The organism is Xenorhabdus miraniensis, assembly GCF_002632615.1.
Map to the genome: position 1 here is coordinate 151,599 of NZ_NITZ01000005.1, position 20,592 is coordinate 172,190.

Consider the following 20,592-nt stretch of genomic DNA (forward strand, 5'->3'; position numbering starts at 1 on the left):
ATTATCATGCTAAATAATATATTATTTTTATTATGGAAATCAGACAAAAATATCGACAAGTATAATGAAATTCGTGATATTGATTGGATGGAGTGTGAACATCGAAAGCAGTAACTATACCAATAACATATATTCATGTTGTGAGATGATTTTTACTGTGCCATTTTAGCTTGGGAAATATTTGTTTATTAAAACTTGAAAGGAATTATATATTTATTGTTTGTATATAATTTTATTCTTTTGATATTGATTAAAGTTTATTTGTTGCTAATTTAAAGTTATTTGCTTTAGGCTAAACAATGTTAGCGCGTAACGGCCTGATTCCGTGAGAATTCGAGGGGTGTAAATGGTACTTGGTGATTTTTCTGTCACCGTGTCTTTGATTAATTAACGTAAGGAATTAGCAATGAAAAATGATAAGGTGATGACTCTGCCAACCAAATGTGAGAAAGCAAGTTTATCGACATCACAAGAACAAAAAGAGTCATTTCATCATATTAAAGGTCATTCGGAAAATCACCATATATCGGTATCTTATAGATTAGTGGGAAATTTAAATATTGATTTGTTTCAGCAAGCCTTAAATGCACTATCTGTCCGTCATGATATATTATGTTCAACTTGGATTGAAAATAATTCTCTTCCAGTGGTTGATTTTGTGAATGAGGATATTTCATTCCCCCTCGTAATTTCTGATCTTCGTACAGTTGATGAGCAGGAAAAGAGGGTCGATCAGATTATTGATGAAATAATCAATATTCCCTTTGATTTTACCCGAGGTTCATTGTTAAGAGCTGCCTTAGTATTATTGAATAATGATGAATATATATTTTTATTAAACCAGCATCCTGTTATTTCTGACTATTGTTCCGTTAGCGTTCTCATTCATGAATTATGTGTTATTTATAATGATCTATTGAACCATCGGGCTGTTTCTTTGCCGCCTGCCACTCGCCATGCTACTCCGGCAACCTATCCAAGGCTTAACAATTTGTCTCCAAAAGGGGATATCTGTGCATTTACTCTCGATAAAGATTTAACAAGTCAGCTTAAGCAGATTAGCCAAAAATATGGGATAACCCTGTTAGTGACCGTTATGACGGCTTGGGCTATTGTGCTTAATCGACTTTCAGGGCAGGACAGTGTCGTTATTGGCACTCCTCTTGCTAACAAAAATATTACAGAGCCTCTTGCCAATATCTTGCCAATACGGATTGATATTGATGATGACACCACAATTGAAGAATTGCTTGCGCAGGTCAGCCATACAATGATTAATGCGCAAGATAATCAGGATATGCCTTTTGAGCACCTTGTTGAAACTATCAATACTGAAAGCAGGGTTGCTTATCCCTCTGTTTTTCAGGCTGTTATAAACTGGCTGAACTGTTTTGAAAGCGAATGTGAATTTGAGGGGATCAAAACATCGCCGATTGATTATTACTCAAATATAGCAAAAATTGATCTTGAATTGTTTATGTACCACCGAGACGGTGAAATTATCGGGGGAATAAACTATGCGACAGCGCTGTTTGATAAACAAGTCATCGAACGCCAGTTAAATTATTTTGTTATCGCTTTGCGCACTATAGCAAAGAATATGGTTCAGCGTGTTAAAGACATTGATATTTTGTCAGCGGATGAACGAGCGCTATTGCTAAATCAATGGAATGACACAGCGGGTGATTATCCGTCAGAACATTGCATCCATGAACTGCTTGAATGGCAGGCGATAAAAACACCGCAAGCCCCTGCATTGGTGTTTAATGATCATATCCTGAGTTATGCGGAATTGAACCAGCAGGCTAACCAATTAGCACACCGATTGATTGCTGAAGGGGTAATCCCGGATAGCCGCGTGGCTATTTGTGTTGATCGAACTCCGTTGATGGTAATTGGTTTGCTGGCAATTTTAAAAGCGGGCGGGGCTTACGTTCCACTTGATCCTAATTATCCAGCGGCGCGCCTTCACTATATTCTTGATGATGCTGATCCCGTCTTGCTATTACAGGATGAAGTTGGGGCAAATAAATTACATGGCATCTCTGTGGCAAAAAAACGGCTGGACATAAATGCTGTTCTGGCAGAAGACGTTGAGTTATCAGCAGAGAATCCCTGTGTAATAGGGTTAAGCTCACGTAATTTAGCTTATATTATCTACACATCAGGTTCAACCGGCAATCCGAAAGGCGTGCAAAATGAACATCGCAGTGTGATGAATCGCTTGTATTGGATACAGCAAACTTATCATCTTACACCTGATGATGTGGTGTTACAAAAAACCACATTTAGTTTTGATGTTTCTGTCTGGGAACTATTTTGTAGCTTTATCAGTGGAGCCAAAATGGTATTGGCCACCACAGCCCAACAAAAAAATCTTTCACTGCTGGTTGAGTTAATCAACCAAGAGAAGGTAACCACACTGCATTTTGTGTCTTCAGTGTTGACCGCATTCTTAAAAGAATCCGATGTAGCACATTGTGTAACGTTAAAACACCTGTTTTGTAGTGGTGAAGCACTGCATCCGATAACGGTGAAACATTGTCAGGCGTTGATGCCTTGGGTCAGTATATATAATTTATATGGCCCGACAGAAGCGGCGATCGATGTGACGTACTGGCACTGTCCCGATAATTTTGATGGTCAGGTGGTGCCGATCGGCAAACCCATTACGAATTCCCGTATTTATTTATTAGATGCTCAACAACGTCCCGTCCCTTTAGGCGCTGTCGGTGAATTATACATTGGGGGCGTGGGTGTTGCCCGCGGTTATCTGAATCAACCGGAACTGACAGCAGAACGTTTTCTAGCCGATCCTTTTCATTCAGAACCTGATGCCCGCATGTACCGGTCTGGCGATTTGGCTCGTTATGATCATGACGGCAACATTGAATATCTCGGGCGTAATGATCATCAGGTCAAAATTCGCGGTTTCCGCATCGAGTTAGGTGAAATTGAAACCGCCCTTGAAACTCATCCGGTGGTACAGCAAGCGGCGGTTATTGCTTATGAAGGAATCGGTGGAGATAAACGGTTAGTTGCTTATGTGGTTTTGGTTCAGGGCAATGAATCTGATCAGACCGCAGGGATGCTGCGGCAACATCTGCTGTCGGCTCTACCGGACTATATGGTGCCAGCAGCTTTTGTCGTGATGGCTCATTTCCCACTGACGCCTAATGGCAAACTTGACCGCAAGGCACTGCCGGAACCGGATAGCACCGCTTATCAACGCCAGTATTATCAGTCACCGCAAGGTGAGACAGAAAACCTGTTGGCAGAGATGTGGAGTCAGCTACTGGGTATCAACAATATCAGTCGGTTTGATAACTTCTTTACGCTCGGTGGGCACTCGCTATTGATCGTGCAGTTGATGGGATTGTTGCGGGAAAAAAACTATACCGTGCAGTCTGGCGCTCTGTTTTCGAAGCCGATATTGGCAGAGCAGGCAGTTTTATTGATAAAAATTGATGATACCTTTGCTATTCCCCCCAATCTGATAGGAATGGAGTGTGAGCGTATCACCCCTGAAATGTTGCCGTTGATTGATATCGGGCAGGCAGACATTGACCGACTGATCAGCCAGATACCGGATGGAGTCACCAATATTCAGGACATCTACGCATTATCGCCGTTGCAGGACGGCATCTTATTCCATCATTTGTTGGCGGAAGAAGGTGACCCGTATTTGTTGACCCGTCAGATAGTCTTTGCTAATCGTTTTTTGCTGGATCGTTATTTGGCGGCACTTCAACAAGTGGTTGATCGGCACGATATTCTGCGAACAGTCTTTATCTGGCAGGGATTATCAGTTCCAGCTCAGGTGGTTTTACGTCAGGTGACATTGTCGGTGATTGAGTTGACTTTGGATCCGGCCGATGGTCCGGTCTATGACCAGCTGGACCAACATTTCAATCAAAGTCACTATCGCTTGGATTTGGGGCAGGCACCACTATTGCACTTGGCGATAGCGCAGGAAACGGATGGTCGCTGGATAGCACTACAATTGCAGCATCACCTGATTGGCGATCATGTAACGATGGAGATGATGAACAGTGAAGTTCGGGCCTATCTCGCTGGACAAGGAGACAAATTGCCTGCTTCAGCACCTTTCCGTAATCTGGTAGCTCAAGCCCGGCTGGGCGTTAGTCAAACGGAGCATACCCATTTCTTTACCGGCATGTTGGCGGAAGTGGTCGAGCCAACACTGTCATTCGGTGTGGCGGAAGTACATCACGATGGCTCGCAGACCACAGAATCGCACCGACGGCTGGCTCCTGAGCTGAATGAACGCCTACGCTGTCAGGCAAAACATCTGGGGGTCAGTTTAGCAGCGTTGTGTCATTTAGCTTGGGCGCAAGTGGTGTCTCGTACCAGTGGTCAAGAGCAAGTCGTGTTCGGTACTTTGCTGTTTGGGCGTATGCAGGTGGAGGAAGGTTCTGGCAGTGGGATGGGATTATTCATCAATACCTTGCCATTACGGTTAGATATTGGTGAAGCCTCGGTGCGTGATAGTGTACAAGAGACGCATAAGCGATTAGCTGAATTGCTGGCGCATGAGCACGCGTCACTGGCGTTAGCTCAGCGTTGCAGCGGGGTTGCCAGTGGTATGCCACTGTTCAATACACTGTTGAACTATCGATATAGCTTACTACCGGAGGTTTCAGGTGACGTATTAAATGGCATCGAATTTTTTGGTGAACAGGAGCGTACTAATTATCCGTTCGCACTGTCGGTGGATGATTTTGGCGACGCATTAGGTCTGACGGCGCAGGTAGTACATCCATTTGATCCGGTACGGATATGCGGTTATATGCAGCAGGCTCTGGAAAGTCTGGTGGAAGCACTTGAACAGTCTCCGGATATGCCGATACGGGCATTGGAAATTTTACCGGAAACAGAACGTACTTTGTTGCTAACAACGTGGAACGCGACGGAAACCGCCTATCCTGAACAGTTATGCGTTCATCAGTTATTTGAACAACAAGTGGAAAAAACCCCGGATGCAACCGCATTAGTGTATCAAGCTCAAACCCTAAGCTATACCGAATTAAATGCCCGTGCTAATCGGCTGGCTCATCAACTGATTACGTTGGGTGTAGAACCGGATCAACGGGTGGCAATTTGTGTCACCCGTTCACCGGCGATGGTAATAGGGTTATTGGCAGTGCTGAAAGCAGGGGGAGCTTATGTGCCGCTGGACCCAACTTATCCGGGAGAACGCCTGACACATATTTTGGCAGATGCCGCACCGGCTATTTTGTTGGCAGATAATGCCGGATGTATCGCATTGGGGGATGAAGCCCTTGCTGACCTGATTGTGCTTGACCCGAATTCACAGCCAGCCTTGCCGGACAATAATCCACAAATACCTGCATTAACCTCACGGCATCTGGCCTATGTGATTTACACCTCCGGTTCGACTGGCAGGCCGAAAGGGGTGATGGTTGAGCATGGCTCTTTATTAAATTTGCATGGCGCTTTGACACAGCGTGTTTTCACAAATTCACCTGTGCCTTACCGGGTTAGCCTGAATGCCAGTATTTCATTTGATGCAGCATTGCAAAATTTACTTGGTCTTTTGAATGGCTATACGCTGGTCATTGTTCCACAAGCAGTGCGAGCCGATAGTGTGGCCTTCTTGCAATTTTTAACCACCGCTGATCTTGATGTGTTGGATTGTACGCCAATGCAATTGGAGATGTTGCTAGCGGCAGGGTTATATCAGCATAAAAAAGCCTTAATACTGCTGGTTGGAGGTGAAGCGATATCTCCCCAAACATGGCAGGCTGTAGCCAGTATACCGCAACTGACGGCCTATAATGTTTACGGCCCAACCGAATGTACTGTTGATGCAACGCTGGCACGTATAGAGCCGGATCAACTCTATCCGACAATGGGTCGCCCGCTGGACAATACACGCCTTTACTTACTGGATAACGCCGGATATCCGGTGCCATTGGGGGCAGTGGGAGAGTTATATATTAGTGGTGCGGGCGTAGCACGGGGTTATCTGAACCAGCCAGAATTAACGGCTGAACGTTTTCTCTCTGACCCATTTAGCGGTAAACCGGATGCGCGCATGTACCGCACCGGGGATTTAGCCCGTTATCGGCCGGACGGCAATCTGGAATTCTTGGGGCGTAACGACCAACAGGTGAAAATCCGCGGTTTCCGGATAGAGCCGGGAGAAATTGAGGCCCGGCTGACAGAATATCCGACGGTAAGTGAAGCCGTTGTCATGACGCAGGGGGAAGGGCAAGACAGACGGCTGGTTGCCTATGTGGCGGCCCCCGTAGATGACAGACTGATTAATCATCTGCGTGTTCACCTGAGTAAGATGTTACCGGACTATATGGTGCCGGCAGCGTTTGTCCGTTTGGATGCCCTGCCGTTGACACCGAATGGTAAACTGGATCGTCAGGCATTACCGGCTCCGGACGAAAAAGCGTTTGCCCGTCAGGCGTATGAAGCACCGCAAGGAGAGATGGAAATAACGCTGGCAGTCATCTGGCGAGAGTTGTTGGGAATTGAACAGATAGGTCGGTATGACAGCTTCTTTGCCTTGGGGGGGCATTCTCTGTTGGCAGTAAGGATGATGAACCGTATTGCAGCTCTAGGTATTGAACTGCCGTTGTCTACATTATTTAAATCCCCAACTTTGGCAGGTTTTGCTGAGGTCATCGAAACCCGGTTTAACGAACGGGACAATAGGCGTCCTGCCATCCTGCCAATACCCCGTGATGGTCAGTTACCGTTGTCATTTTCGCAACAGCGTCTGTGGTTTCTGGCACAGTTTGAAGAGATCAGTCAGACTTACCATATTCCGATGGCTCTGCGCTTGCGAGGTCAGCTTAATCTTGATATCTGGCAGCAAGCGCTTGATGCGCTATTTACCCGCCATGAAGCACTGCGTTCTGTTTTCGTTTCCATCGACGGTCAGCCTCAGGTTGAACTGTTACCCACTGACTCGAGCCTGCCGATAAGAAAATACGATTTACGGAAAGTACCTGATGTGGATGAACAGCTTGGGCGTTTATGTGCGCAGGAAACGGAAGCGCCGTTTAATCTCGTTTGTGGTCCGTTAATCCGGGCCAGTCTGATACAACTGGCTGACGATGATTACATCTTTTTGCTAACTCAGCATCATATTGTGTCAGACGGCTGGTCTGTTGATGTGTTGATGCGAGAGCTAAATACATGCTATGTGGCCTTTCTGGCGGGGCAACCGAACCCATTGCCGCCGCTGACAGTGCAATACCCTGATTACGCCGCCTGGCAACGCCAGTGGTTTTCGGTTGAACGCTTACAATCCCAATCTGACTATTGGCGTACGGCGTTAGCCGGTGTACCGGTTTTACTGGATTTGCCCACTGACCGGCCACGGCCATCTGAACAGTCCTTTGCCGGGGATCGGGTACCTGTCGTGCTGGAACCGATACTAACCACCGCCCTCAAACGGCTGAGCGAGCAACAGGGAACCACCCTGTTTATGACGCTGTTATCGGCCTGGGCAATCGTCTTAGCGCGTTTGTCCGGTCAGGAAGAGGTGGTGATAGGCACCCCGAGTGCGGGCCGGAATCAGCAGGCGGTGGAGTCTTTGATTGGTTTTTTTGTCAACACCCTGGCTTTGCGGGTCGATTTATCCGGTGCACCCCATGCGGCTGAGCTGCTCGCCCGGGTGAAGCAAACCGCGCTGGCGGCACAGGAGCATCAGGATCTGCCGTTTGAACAAGTGGTGGAAATCGTGCAGCCATCACGCCAATTATCCCATACCCCGCTGTTTCAGGTGATGTTTGCCTGGCAAAACAATGAGCGCACCGGGTGGGAATTACCGGGGCTGGCCGTCTCACCGGCGGATGTCCTGTTGAACACCGCCAAGTTTGATCTCGAACTAAACCTGTTTGAGGAAGGGGGCCGAATTGTGGGGGCGCTGCATTATGCCACGGCGCTGTTTGATAAACCGACCATTGAACGGCAGGTGGGATATCTCCACGCAGTCTTGCAGGCGATGGTCGCTGATTTGCAACAGCCGGTGGGGAAAATGGCTATGCTGGCCCCGGCAGAGCGCCGGTTATTGCTGGAAACGTGGAATGGGACAGCAACATCGTATCCTGACCCATTGTGTATTCATCAGGTGTTTGAACAACAGGCAGGAAAAACGCCGGAGGCAACCGCCCTGGTGTATGAAGAACAGACTTTCAGCTATGCAGCGTTGAATGCCCGCGCCAACCGGTTGGCCCATCAGTTGATGGCGCTGGGGGTTACGCCGGATCAACGGGTCGCCATTTGTGTGACGCGCTCCCCGGCCATGATCATCGGGCTGCTGGCGGTACTGAAAGCCGGCGGGGCTTATGTGCCGCTGGATCCGGACTACCCGGAGGAGCGGCTGGCTCATATCCTGACCGATGCCGCCCCGGTGATCTTGCTGGCGGACCCGGTTGGGCGTGCCGCATTGGGCGAAGATACCATTGCAGCTAGGATGGTACTCGACCCTAATGTATTGCCAGACTGGCCGGATACCAACCCGCAGGTCCCGGCGTTGACTGCCCGGCATCTGGCGTATGTGATTTACACCTCCGGTTCGACCGGCACCCCGAAAGGGGTGATGGTTGAACACCGGCAACTGGTGCACCAAATCACTGCACTGAGTGCGAAATGGACATTTACCACTTCGGACCGGGTATTGCAGTTCTGCAACCCGTGTTTTGATGTCAGTGTATCAGAAATCTTCAGCGCCCTCGCCAATGGTTCAGCTTTGGTCCTGCGGACAGATCAATGGACATTCAGTGCGCCGGAATTCTGGCGCCTGTGCGAGTCTTATAAGATTACCTATATGACCACGCCGGTTCAATTCTGGCGGATCATTGCAGATATCGGTGAAAGCAACGTTTATAACGAGTTAAAGGTTATTTGTATCGGTGGGGAAACGATACCCCATCATGAACTGGAACGCTGGTTATCTGTCCGCCGTCAGCATCCTGTACTGGCAAATTGTTATGGACCCACTGAAACCACCATTATTACGACGATATTTTGTATGAATGAGACGGGCGGACAGGCCAATACCATTGGCCGACCGCTGCCGAATATGCGTGTTTACCTGCTGGATGCTTATGGTCAGCCTGTGCCGTTGGGGGCGGTAGGCGAATTGTATATTGGCGGTGCAGGCGTAGCACGGGGTTACCTGAATCGCCCTGAATTGACGGCTGAACGTTTCCTGACGGATCCGTTCAGCGATGAACCGGGTGCACGGATGTACCGGTCTGGCGATTTGGCCCGTTACCGGCCGGACGGTAATCTGGTGTTTGTCGGCCGTAATGACCAGCAGGTGAAAATCCGCGGGTTCCGGGTTGAACCGGGGGAAATCGAGGCCCGGTTAGAAGAGCACCCGCTTGTCAGCGAAGCGCTGGTCGTGGCTTTCGATGGCGGTCAGGACAAACGTCTGGTGGCTTATGTCGTGGCACAAGCGGATGAAGCATTATCTCATCGCCTGTATACCTACTTAAGTGCCATTTTGCCGGATTATATGGTGCCGACCGCGTTTGTGTGTCTGCCCGCATTCCCGCTGACACCAAATGGTAAGTTAGATCGTCAGGCATTACCCGTGCCTGGTGAAAAGGCACTCGTCCGCCAGATTTATGAAGCACCACAAGGGGAAATGGAAATAGCACTGGCCTCTATCTGGCGTAATTTGCTGGGAATTGAACAGGTCAGCCGGCACGATAATTTCTTTGCCCTGGGGGGCCATTCGTTACTGGCCATCCGAATGATTGAACGGCTGCATAACCTTGGCCGCACGTTGGCCGTGCGCGATCTGTTCCAGACGCCGGTATTGTCCGGGCTTGCACAAACTCTGAAACTGCATCAAACCATGGTGGTTCCTCCCAATGTCATCACACCAGCCACTACGGCGTTGACATCCGCAATGTTGCCCTTAATTGACCTTACCCAGCCAGAGATTGACCATATCATCCGGCAAGTGCCGGGCGGGCTGGCCAATATTCAGGACATCTACGCACTATCGCCGTTGCAGGACGGGATTTTATTCCATCATTTATTGGAAGACGAAGGTGATCCCTACTTGTTGGTCAATCAGATGATCTTTTCTGACCAAATCTTGTTGAACCGTTATCTGGAGGCTGTTCAATGGGTAGTTAATCGGCATGATATCCTGCGTACGGCTTTTCTCTGGCAAAGTTTATCCGTGCCGGTTCAGGTAGTTTGGCGTCAGGCTTCTTTGTCTGTCACAGAACTGACGCTGGATCCGGCCGATGGCCCGATCAGTGAGCAACTGGCCCATCGTTTTGACTCATATCATTACCGTCTTGATCTGAATCAAGCACCATTATTACGTTTTGTGGTGACCCAAGAAACGGACGGTCGCTGGCGTGTATTAGAATTATTGCATCACCTGATTGGCGACCATACAACGCTAGAGGTAATGAACCGGGAAGTTCAGGCCTATCTGGCTGGACAAGGGGACAGTCTGCCTGCCCCGGTACCTTTCCGTAATCTGGTAGCACAAGCCCGGCTGGGTATCAGCCAGATGGAACATACTCGCTTTTTTACCGATATGTTGATTGGGGTGAGTGAACCCACGCTTTTGTTTGGGATAAAAAAGATTGACGTGAAAAAAACACATCAGGATGCTTCCCAGATAACACAATCACACCGGATGTTGCCTTCCACGCTTAATGATCGCTTGCGCAATCAGGCCAGACTTCTGGGAGCCAGTCTGGCTACGCTATGCCATGTCGCTTTGGGGCAAATATTATCTCGTATCAGTGGACAGCAGAACGTGGTGTTCGGCACGGTGCTGTTTGGGCGTATGCAGGCAGGGGAAGGTGTTGATAGTGGAATGGGATTATTTATCAATACATTACCGCTGAAATTGGATATAGACGAAACCTCAGTACGTAGCAGTGTACAGGCGGCGCATAGCCGGTTGGCCGAATTGTTGGAGCATGAGCATGCTTCCCTGGCACTAGCTCAACGTTGCAGTGAGGTTGCCAGTGGTACGCCGTTGTTCAATATGTTGCTGAACTACCGACATAATACGCCAGTAGCGTCTACCGATAACATATTGAAAGGTGTTGAGTTCCTTGATGGACAGGAGCGCACTAACTATCCGTTTGTTCTGTCGATAGAAGATTTTGGTGATGCTCTGGGGCTGACAGCGCAGGCAATACAACCGTTTAACCCCGGATGGATATGCGGTTACATGCAGCAAGCATTGGAAAGTCTGGTTGAGGCGCTGGAACAGGCACCGGACCGGCCAATAAGGGCATTAGAAATTCTGCCGGAAACTGAGCGGACACTGCTGTTAAAAACGTGGAATGCGACAGAGACCGCTTATCCTGAGCAGTTATGTATCCATCAGTTGTTTGAACAGCAAGTAGAGAAAACCCCGGATGCTCCAGCTTTAATATACGAAGGGCAAACTTTCAGCTATGCGGAATTAAATGCGAATGCTAATCGACTGGCTCATGAACTCATTGCATTAGGTGTCGGGCCAGACCAGCAGGTCGTCATTTGTATGACCCGCTCTCCGGCAATGATAATGAGTGTATTGGCCGTATTGAAAGCGGGTGGGGCTTATGTACCACTGGATCTGGCCTATCCCGAAGCACGATTGAGACATATTCTGCATGAGGTGGCACCGTCAGTAGTTCTGGCTGATAAGACCGGACATATCGCCTTGGGTGAAACCGCATTAGGCGGAATGGTTATCCTCGATCCAAATACGTTAGTGGATCAGCCGGACAGCAACCCGACAGTGCCAACACTAACATCCCGACATCTGGCGTATGTGATTTACACCTCCGGCTCGACCGGCACACCGAAAGGGGTGATGGTTGAACACCGCGGGCTGGTTAACCTGATTCAGGAGAAGATCATCCAGTTCGGTATCAGCATTGAAAGTCGGGTGTTACAGTTTGCCGCCTTGGGTTTTGATGCAAGTATCTGGGAAATGATGATGGCATTGGTAAGTGGAGCCAGTCTGGTTATCGCGATTGATACCATCCGTCAAGATCCGCGTCGTCTCTGGCATTATCTGGAACAACAGGCAATAACTCATACCTACCTGCCTCCGGCATTACTTCAGGATGGGGCCGATTTACCGGAATTAACGATAAAACCGACAGTGATACTGGGCGGTGAAGCACCGAGTGCGTTATTGCTTCAGGCTTTGTGTGATCGGGTAACGCTATTTAATGTTTATGGCCCGACAGAAATCACGGTGTGTGCCACAACTTGGCATTGTCCGTCAGACTATACGGGAACAGAAGTGCCTATCGGGCGCCCAATAGCCAACACTCAGATTTATTTATTGGATGTTCACGGTCAGCCTGTCCCGTTGGGAGCCGTGGGAGAGTTATACATTGGTGGAACGGGTGTGGCACGGGGTTACCTGAATCGCCCCGAACTGACCGTTGAACGTTTTCTGGTTAACCCGTTCAGCAATGAGCCGGATGCGCGCATGTACCGGACTGGGGATTTGGCCCGTTATCTGCCAGACGGTAATCTGGTGTTTGTCGGCCGTAATGACCAGCAGGTGAAAATACGCAGTTTCCGGATTGAGCCGGGAGAAATAGCAGTCCGGTTGATTGAGTACCCAGCGGTACGTGACGCCGTGGTATTGGCGCTAGGAGACGGTTATGACAAACGGCTGGTTGCCTATGTGGTGGCAGAGCCGGATGATGGATTAGTGAATAACCTGCGAGCTCATCTGAGTGCCATTTTGCCGGATTATATGGTACCGGCGGCATTTGTCCGTTTGGATGCCTTTCCGTTAACGCCGAACGGTAAACTGGATCGTCAGGCACTGTCGGCTCCGGACGAAAAAGCGTTTGCCCATCAGGTGTATGAAGCACCGCAGGGAGAGATGGAAATTGCTCTGGCGGCTGTTTGGCGCGAGTTATTGGGAATTGAACAGGTTAGCCGACATGACAATTTCTTTGCGCTTGGTGGTCATTCGTTGTTAGCGGTACGGATGATGAATCGTATAACAGCTTTAAGTGTTGAACTGCCCCTGAGTATGTTATTTGAATCACCTTCCTTGATTGCTTTTGCTGAAGCGATAAGTACCCGGCTTAATAAAAAAGAAAGTATACAGCCTGTTATCGTACCGATATCCCGTGAGCATGAGTTGCCACTGTCATTTGCTCAACAACGTTTGTGGTTTCTGGCTCAGATTGAGAATATCGGTGATACCTATCATATTCCGATGGCTCTGCATTTGCGGGGGCAGATTAATATCGCAGTCTGGCAACAAGCACTTAATAGCCTGTTTGCTCGCCATGAAGCGTTACGTTCTGTTTTCGTCTCTGTTGAGGGCCAACCACAGGTGAAACTATTGGCATCTGACAGTGGAATGCCTTTGGTTCAGCATGATCTGCGAGAGATACCTGATGCTGGTACGATGCTTGAACGTTTGAGTACAGAGGAGATCTACACACCATTTGATCTTAGCAGAGGACCGCTTATCCGCGCTTGCCTTATCCGGCTTGCTGATAATGAATATCAGTTTCTGCTTACTCAACATCATATTGTGTCAGATGGCTGGTCTGTCAGTGTGTTAATGCGTGAACTGAGTACTCTGTATGCTGCTTTTCTGGCAGGACAACCAAACCCATTGCCGCCGCTGACAATACAATACCCCGATTATGCCGCCTGGCAACGCCAGTGGTTTTCCGTTGAACGCTTACAATCCCAATCTGACTATTGGCGTACGGCGTTAGCCGGTGTACCGGTTTTACTGGATTTGCCCACTGACCGGCCACGGCCATCTGAACAGTCCTTTGCCGGGGATCGGGTGCCTGTCGTGCTGGAAGCGGCACTAACCACCGCCCTCAAGCGACTGAGCGAGCAACAGGGAACCACCCTGTTTATGACGCTGTTATCGGCCTGGGCTATCGTCTTAGCGCGTTTGTCCGGTCAGGAAGAGGTGGTAATAGGTACCCCAAGTGCGGGCCGGAATCAGCAGGCGGTGGAGTCTTTGATTGGCTTTTTTGTCAACACACTGGCTTTGCGGGTCGATTTATCCGGCGACCCCCATGCGGCTGAGCTGCTCGCCCGGGTGAAGCAAACCGCGCTGGCGGCACAGGAGCATCAGGACCTGCCGTTTGAACAGGTGGTGGAAATCGTGCAGCCATCACGCCAATTGGCCCATACCCCGCTGTTTCAGGTGATGTTTGCCTGGCAGAACAATGAACATACTGGATGGGCATTACCGGGGCTGGCCGTCTCACCGGCGGATATCCTGTTGCACACCGCCAAGTTTGATCTCGAACTGAACCTGTTTGAGGAAGGGGGCCAAATTGTGGGGGCGCTGCATTATGCCACGGCGCTGTTTGATAAACCGGCCATTGAACGGCAGGTGGGGTACCTGCACGCAGTCTTGCAGGCGATGGTCGCTGATTTGCAACAGCCGGTGGGGAAAATGGCTATGCTGGCCCCGGCAGAGCGCCGGTTATTGCTGGAAACGTGGAATGGGACAGCAACATCGTATCCTGACCCATTGTGTATTCATCAGGTATTTGAACTACAGGCAGGAAAAACGCCGGAGGCAACCGCCCTGGTGTATGAAGAGCAGACTTTCAGCTATGCAGCGTTGAATGCCCGTGCCAACCGCTTGGCCCATCAGTTGATGGCGTTGGGGGTTACGCCAGATCAGCGGGTCGCCATTTGTGTGACGCGCTCCCCGGCCATGATCATCGGGCTGCTGGCGATACTGAAAGCCGGCGGGGCCTATGTGCCGCTGGATCCGGACTACCCGGGGGAGCGTCTGGCTCATATCCTGACCGATGCCGCCCCGGTGATCTTGCTGGCGGACCCGATTGGACGTGCCGCATTGGGCGAGAAGGTCATTGCGGCCGGGATGGTACTCGATCCCAATGTATTGCCAGACCGGCCGGATACCAACCCACAGGTACCGGCGTTGACTTCCCGGCATCTGGCGTATGTGATTTACACCTCCGGTTCAACAGGCACACCGAAAGGGGTAATGGTTGAACACCGGCAACTGGTGCACCAAATCACTGCATTGAATATGAAATGGGTGTTTACTGCTTCGGATCGGGTATTGCAGTTCTGCAACCCGTGTTTTGATGTCAGTGTATCAGAAATCTTCAGCGCCCTCGCCAATGGTTCAGCCTTGATTCTGCGGACAGATCAATGGACATTCAGTGCGCAGGAATTTTGGCGTCTGTGTGAGTCTTATAAAATTACCTATATGGCTATACCGGTTCAATTCTGGCGGGTCATTGCAGATATCGGTGAAAGCCACATCTATCAAGAGTTAAGGGTCATTTGTATCGGTGGGGAAATGATGCCTCATCATGAACTGGAACGCTGGTTATCTGTCCGCCGTCAGCATCCTGTACTGGCAAATTGTTATGGACCCACTGAAACCACCATTATTACGACGATATTTTGTATGAATGATACGGGCGGACAGTCCAATACCATTGGCCGCCCGCTGCCGAATATGCGTGTTTACCTGCTGGATGCTTATGGTCAGCCCGTGCCGTTGGGCGCTGTAGGTGAGCTATACATTGGTGGTACAGGCGTGGCGCGGGGTTACCTGAATCGCCCTGAGCTGACGGCTGAACGTTTTCTGACGGATCCGTTCAGCAATGAACCGGATGCACGCCTGTACCGATCCGGCGATTTGGCCCGTTACCTGCCGGACGGTAATCTGGTGTTTGTCGGCCGTAATGACCAGCAGGTGAAAATCCGCGGGTTCCGGGTTGAACCGGGGGAAATCGAGACCCGGTTAGAAGAGCACCCGCTTGTCAGCGAAGCGCTGGTCGTGGCTTTCGATGGCGGTCAGGACAAACGTCTGGTGGCTTATGTCGTGGCACAAGCGGATGAAGCATTATCTCATCGCCTGTATACCGACTTAAGCGCCATTTTGCCAGATTATATGGTGCCGACCGCGTTTGTCCGTTTAGACGCCTTTCCGTTAACGCCAAACGGTAAGCGGGATCGCCAGGCATTACCTGTACCGGACAATAAAGCCCTTGTTAATCAGGTTTACGAAGCGCCGAAAGGAGAACGGGAAACCGCTTTAGCCGTTATCTGGAGAGAATTGCTGGGGATTGAACAGGTCAGTAGGCACGATAATTTCTTTGCCCTGGGGGGCCATTCGTTACTGGCTATCCGAATGATTGAACGGCTGCACAACCTTGGCCTCACGTTGGCCGTGCGCGATCTGTTCCAGTCGCCGGTATTGTCCGAGCTGGCACAAACTCTGAAGCTGTACCAATCCGTGGAAGTTCCCCCCAATGTCATCACACCAGCCACTACGGCGTTGACACCCGCAATGTTGCCCTTAATTGACCTGACCCAGCCAGAGATTGATCATATCATCCGGCAAGTGCCGGGCGGGCTGACCAATATTCAGGATATCTATGCACTATCGCCGTTGCAGGACGGGATTTTATTCCATCATTTGTTGGCAGATGAGGGGGATGCTTATCTTTTGATGACCCAACAGGCTTTTGCTAACCGGGCTTTGTTAGACCGCTATCTGGCAGCAGTTCAATGGGTGGTTAATCGGCATGATATCCTGCGTACGGCTTTTCTCTGGCAAGGCTTATCCGTGCCGGTTCAGGTGGTTTGGCGTCAGGCTTCTTTGTCTGTCACCGAACTGAGTCTGGATCCGGCCGATGGCCCGGCCAGTGAACAACTGGCTCAACGTTTTAACCCACGTCACTATCGCCTTGATTTGAGGCAGGCACCGTTGTTGAGATTTATAGTAGTACGGGAAAAAGTAGTACGGGAAAATATAATAGCGCGGGAAGAAACGGATGATCGTTGGATCTTATTAGGGCTTCAGCATCATCTGATTGGCGATCATACAACGCTGGACGTGATGAACCGGGAAGTTCAGGCCTATCTGGCTGGTCAGAAGGATGGCTTGCCTGCTCCCGTTCCTTTTCGGCGCTTAATTGCTCAGGCACGGATGGGAGTGAATCAGGAAGAACATACGCGTTTCTTTACCGATATGCTGGCTGAAGTAAAAGAGCCGACATTACCGTTTGGGCTGATGGAAGTCTATCGCAATGATTTTCAGGTTAAAGAATGCCATCAAATGCTGATATCTACGCTGAATGAACGCCTGCGCAATCAGGCCAAAGATTTAAATGTCAGTTTGGCGGCGTTATGTCATGTAGCTTGGGCGCAGGTATTATCGCGTACCAGCGGACAGCAGAACGTGGTGTTCGGCACGGTGTTGTTCGGACGTATGGCGGTAGGTGAAGGCACTGACAGTGGTATGGGGATGTTTATTAATACCCTGCCATTGCGGTTGGATATGGATGCAACCTCGGTACAGGAAAGTGTACAGGTAGCGCATAAGCGACTGGCTGGATTGCTAGAGCATGAACATGCGTCATTGGCATTGGCTCAGCGTTGCAGTGGTGTACAAGGTGAAATCCCACTCTTTAGTGCATTACTAAACTACCGACATAATGTATTACCAACCATGTCAGATGGCATTGTGAACGATATTGAGTTTCTCGGTGCTCAGGAAGGTACTAATTATCCATTAGTGTTGTCGGTAGAGGATTTTGGTCATGCTTTAGGTTTGACGGTTGAGGTGGTGCAGCCCTATTCGCCAGAACAAATAGTCAGTTATATGCAGCAGGCTCTGGAAAGTCTGGTAGAGGCACTTGAGCAGCATCCAGAAACCTCCATACAAACACTGGAAATCCTGCCGGAAATAGAGCGAAAACAACTACTGGAAACGTGGAATCCGACAGCAACAGAATATCCGGATGCGTTGTGTATCCATCAGTTATTCGAACAGCAAGTGGAGAAAACCCCGGATGCAACCGCATTAGTGTATCAAGCTCAGACCCTAAGCTATGCCGAATTAAATGCCCGCGCTAATCGTCTGGCTCATCAACTGATTGCACTGGGTGTAGAACCGGATCAACGGGTAGCAATTTGTGTCACCCGTTCACCGGCGATGGTGGTAGGGATATTGGCGGTGCTGAAAGCGGGGGGAGCTTATGTGCCGCTGGACCCAACTTATCCGGGGGAACGTTTGGCTCATATGCTGAAGGATGCCGCCCCATCAGTAGTACTGGTTGATAAGGTTGGACGGGCCGTGTTGGGTGATAACGCGCTTACTGGATTAATTACCTTTGACCCGAATACCCTGCCAGTCCAGCCAGACACCAATCCCTTGATTTCGGCATTGACCCCACATCATCTGGCTTATGTGATTTATACTTCGGGTTCTACCGGCATACCGAAAGGAGTGATGGTGGAACATCAAGCTGTTTATCAACGTATTCTGGGCTTCAATGAGACTTATGCGGTTACGGCACAAGACCGGGTGCTGCAATTTTCATCATTTGCGTTTGATGCGTCAATCGAAGAGTTTTTCTTATCATTATGCAATGGCGCAATACTGGTGATGCGTAATGATAGCTGGTTGGCTTCTATTCAGGCGTTTATTTCTCTGGCCCGACAATACCATATTACAGTGATGTCTTTGCCAACCTTGTTTTGGTCTGAACTGACAACCAGAGACAAGACATTACCGTTGCCGGATTGTCTCAGACTCATCATCATTGGTGGTGAGGCGGTGAAAAAGCGGGCTATTCAGGATTGGTTTGTGCATAAAACACATCGGCCCCAGTTATTGAACACGTATGGCCCGACTGAAAATACCGTGATTGCAACTTATCACGAAATAATATCTCCTGAGAATGATTGTTTAATTGGCCGACCGATAAGCAATACTTGTATCTATTTGTTGGACAAATTTAGGCAACCCGTGCCATTAGGTTGTACTGGAGAAATGTATATTGGTGGGGTGGGGGTAGCCCGGGGTTATCTGAACCAGCCAAAATTGACCGCTGAACGTTTTCTCTCTGACCCATTTAGCCATAAACCGGATGCACGAATGTACCGCACCGGGGATTTGGCTCGTTATCGGCCGGATGGCAATCTGGAATTTCTGGGTCGTAATGACCATCAGGTGAAAATCCGGGGTTTCCGGATAGAGCCGGGAGAAATTGAAGCCCGGTTGACAGAGTATCCAGCAGTGAGTGAAGCCGTTGTGTTGGCATTGGGAGAAGGGCAGGAGCAGCGTCTGGTGGCTTATGTGGTGACAGAGCCAGATGATGGGTTGATTCATCGTCTGCGTACTTACGTGAGTGCCATTTTGCCGGATTATATGGTGCCGGCAGCGTTTGTCCGTTTGGAAGCCCTGCCATTGACGCCGACGGGTAAACTGGATCGTCGGGCATTGGCAGTACCGGGTGAAGAGGCCTTTGTCCGTCAGGCTTATGAAACACCGCAAGGGGAGATAGAAATTGCATTAGCGGCGATCTGGTGTGAATTGCTGGGGATTGAGAAAGTGGGACGGCACGACAATTTCTTCGCATTGGGGGGACATTCACTACTTGCCATGCGGATGATGAATCTGACAGCAAAACGTGGCTTGTTTTGTACCCTGAATGCGCTGTTCCAATTTCCCGTGCTATCCGAATTGGCGGCAAAAATTATGTCAGACTGGCTATCTCAACCACAACACAGTGCGACTTCTGTGCGCTCTGACGGAACACAGTTGCCTTTGTTTTTTGTTCCCAGTGGGATAGGCGATTATTCCTATGCTTTTGGGTTGACTGAGCTTATGCAGTCAGGTTATCCGATTTATGCGCTGCCCTGGCCATCCGTCAATGAAGAATGGATACCGACTATGGAAATGCTGGCAACCAGACTCATTGCCTTTATGAAAACAGTTCAACCAGAAGGCCCATACCGGATATGTGGTTACTCTTCTGGTGGGGTACTGGCCTATGCCATTGCCCAGCAATTACTGAATAGCGGCGATGAGGTTGATTTCCTTGGACTGATTGATACATTTTCCCCTCATTGTTTTAGGAAGTTAACGACTCAACTCAAACAGGAGTTTTTAACTGAATTAGCACGACAATCAGGGAACGAACACTCTACTGCAATTTCAGCATTATATCCGCAAACTGATGAGCTGAATTGGGTGCAATTGATTGAGTTTGCGCAGCAATTAGGGTTATATCCCCCAAATCTGTGTTCTGACTTGGTCGCAAAGCATATGGAACAGAGAGAAAACTATGCGCGAACAGTTAAGGATTATGTGCCGGAAACACTGACGGTCACATTGCATCAATTCTATGCGACAGAACCCTCTTCACTTATGCCTATTGTTACCGATTCCGAACAGGAATATTTAACTATAGACCGTTCATTAGGGTGGAGTGAGGTAATGCCAGCTTCTTTACTGCGGCTGATTGCTGTTCCTGGTAATCATTCCAGTTTGTTTGAAAATAAAGAAAATAGAATTGTTTTAGCTCAAGTGCTCAATACGGCATTAGCAAGCAATGATTATACTTAGTCATTTAGTATGGCAGTGATAATCATCCAGTCCGGCATACATTAATGTATGCCGGATTTTTTAAACCTAACAACGTATCTAGTAGACTCACTATTTGATTCAAGCAATATAAAATTCATGTAGTGGCAACTCCCTGTTCACATTCGTATTCTGGTATTTCCTCGACAATGCCAGTAAACATTCGCCTGTAGACAAAG

The 20,592-nt window shown here is 49.2% G+C and carries 1 protein-coding gene; it reads left to right on the top strand.

Annotated elements, in window-relative coordinates; all coding sequences use genetic code 11:
- Window positions 1-406 precede the first annotated feature (406 nt).
- A complete protein-coding gene (locus Xmir_RS07065) occupies window positions 407-20,395 on the top strand; it encodes a non-ribosomal peptide synthetase (protein ID WP_099113694.1) in 19,989 nt (6,662 codons plus the stop codon).
- Window positions 20,396-20,592: the final 197 nt, after the last annotated feature.

What these genes read in the sequence shown, in the direction of transcription:
- Xmir_RS07065 (WP_099113694.1), top strand. Translation starts at nt 407, where the DNA reads ATGAAAAATGATAAGGTGATGACTCTGCCAACCAAATGTGAGAAAGCA.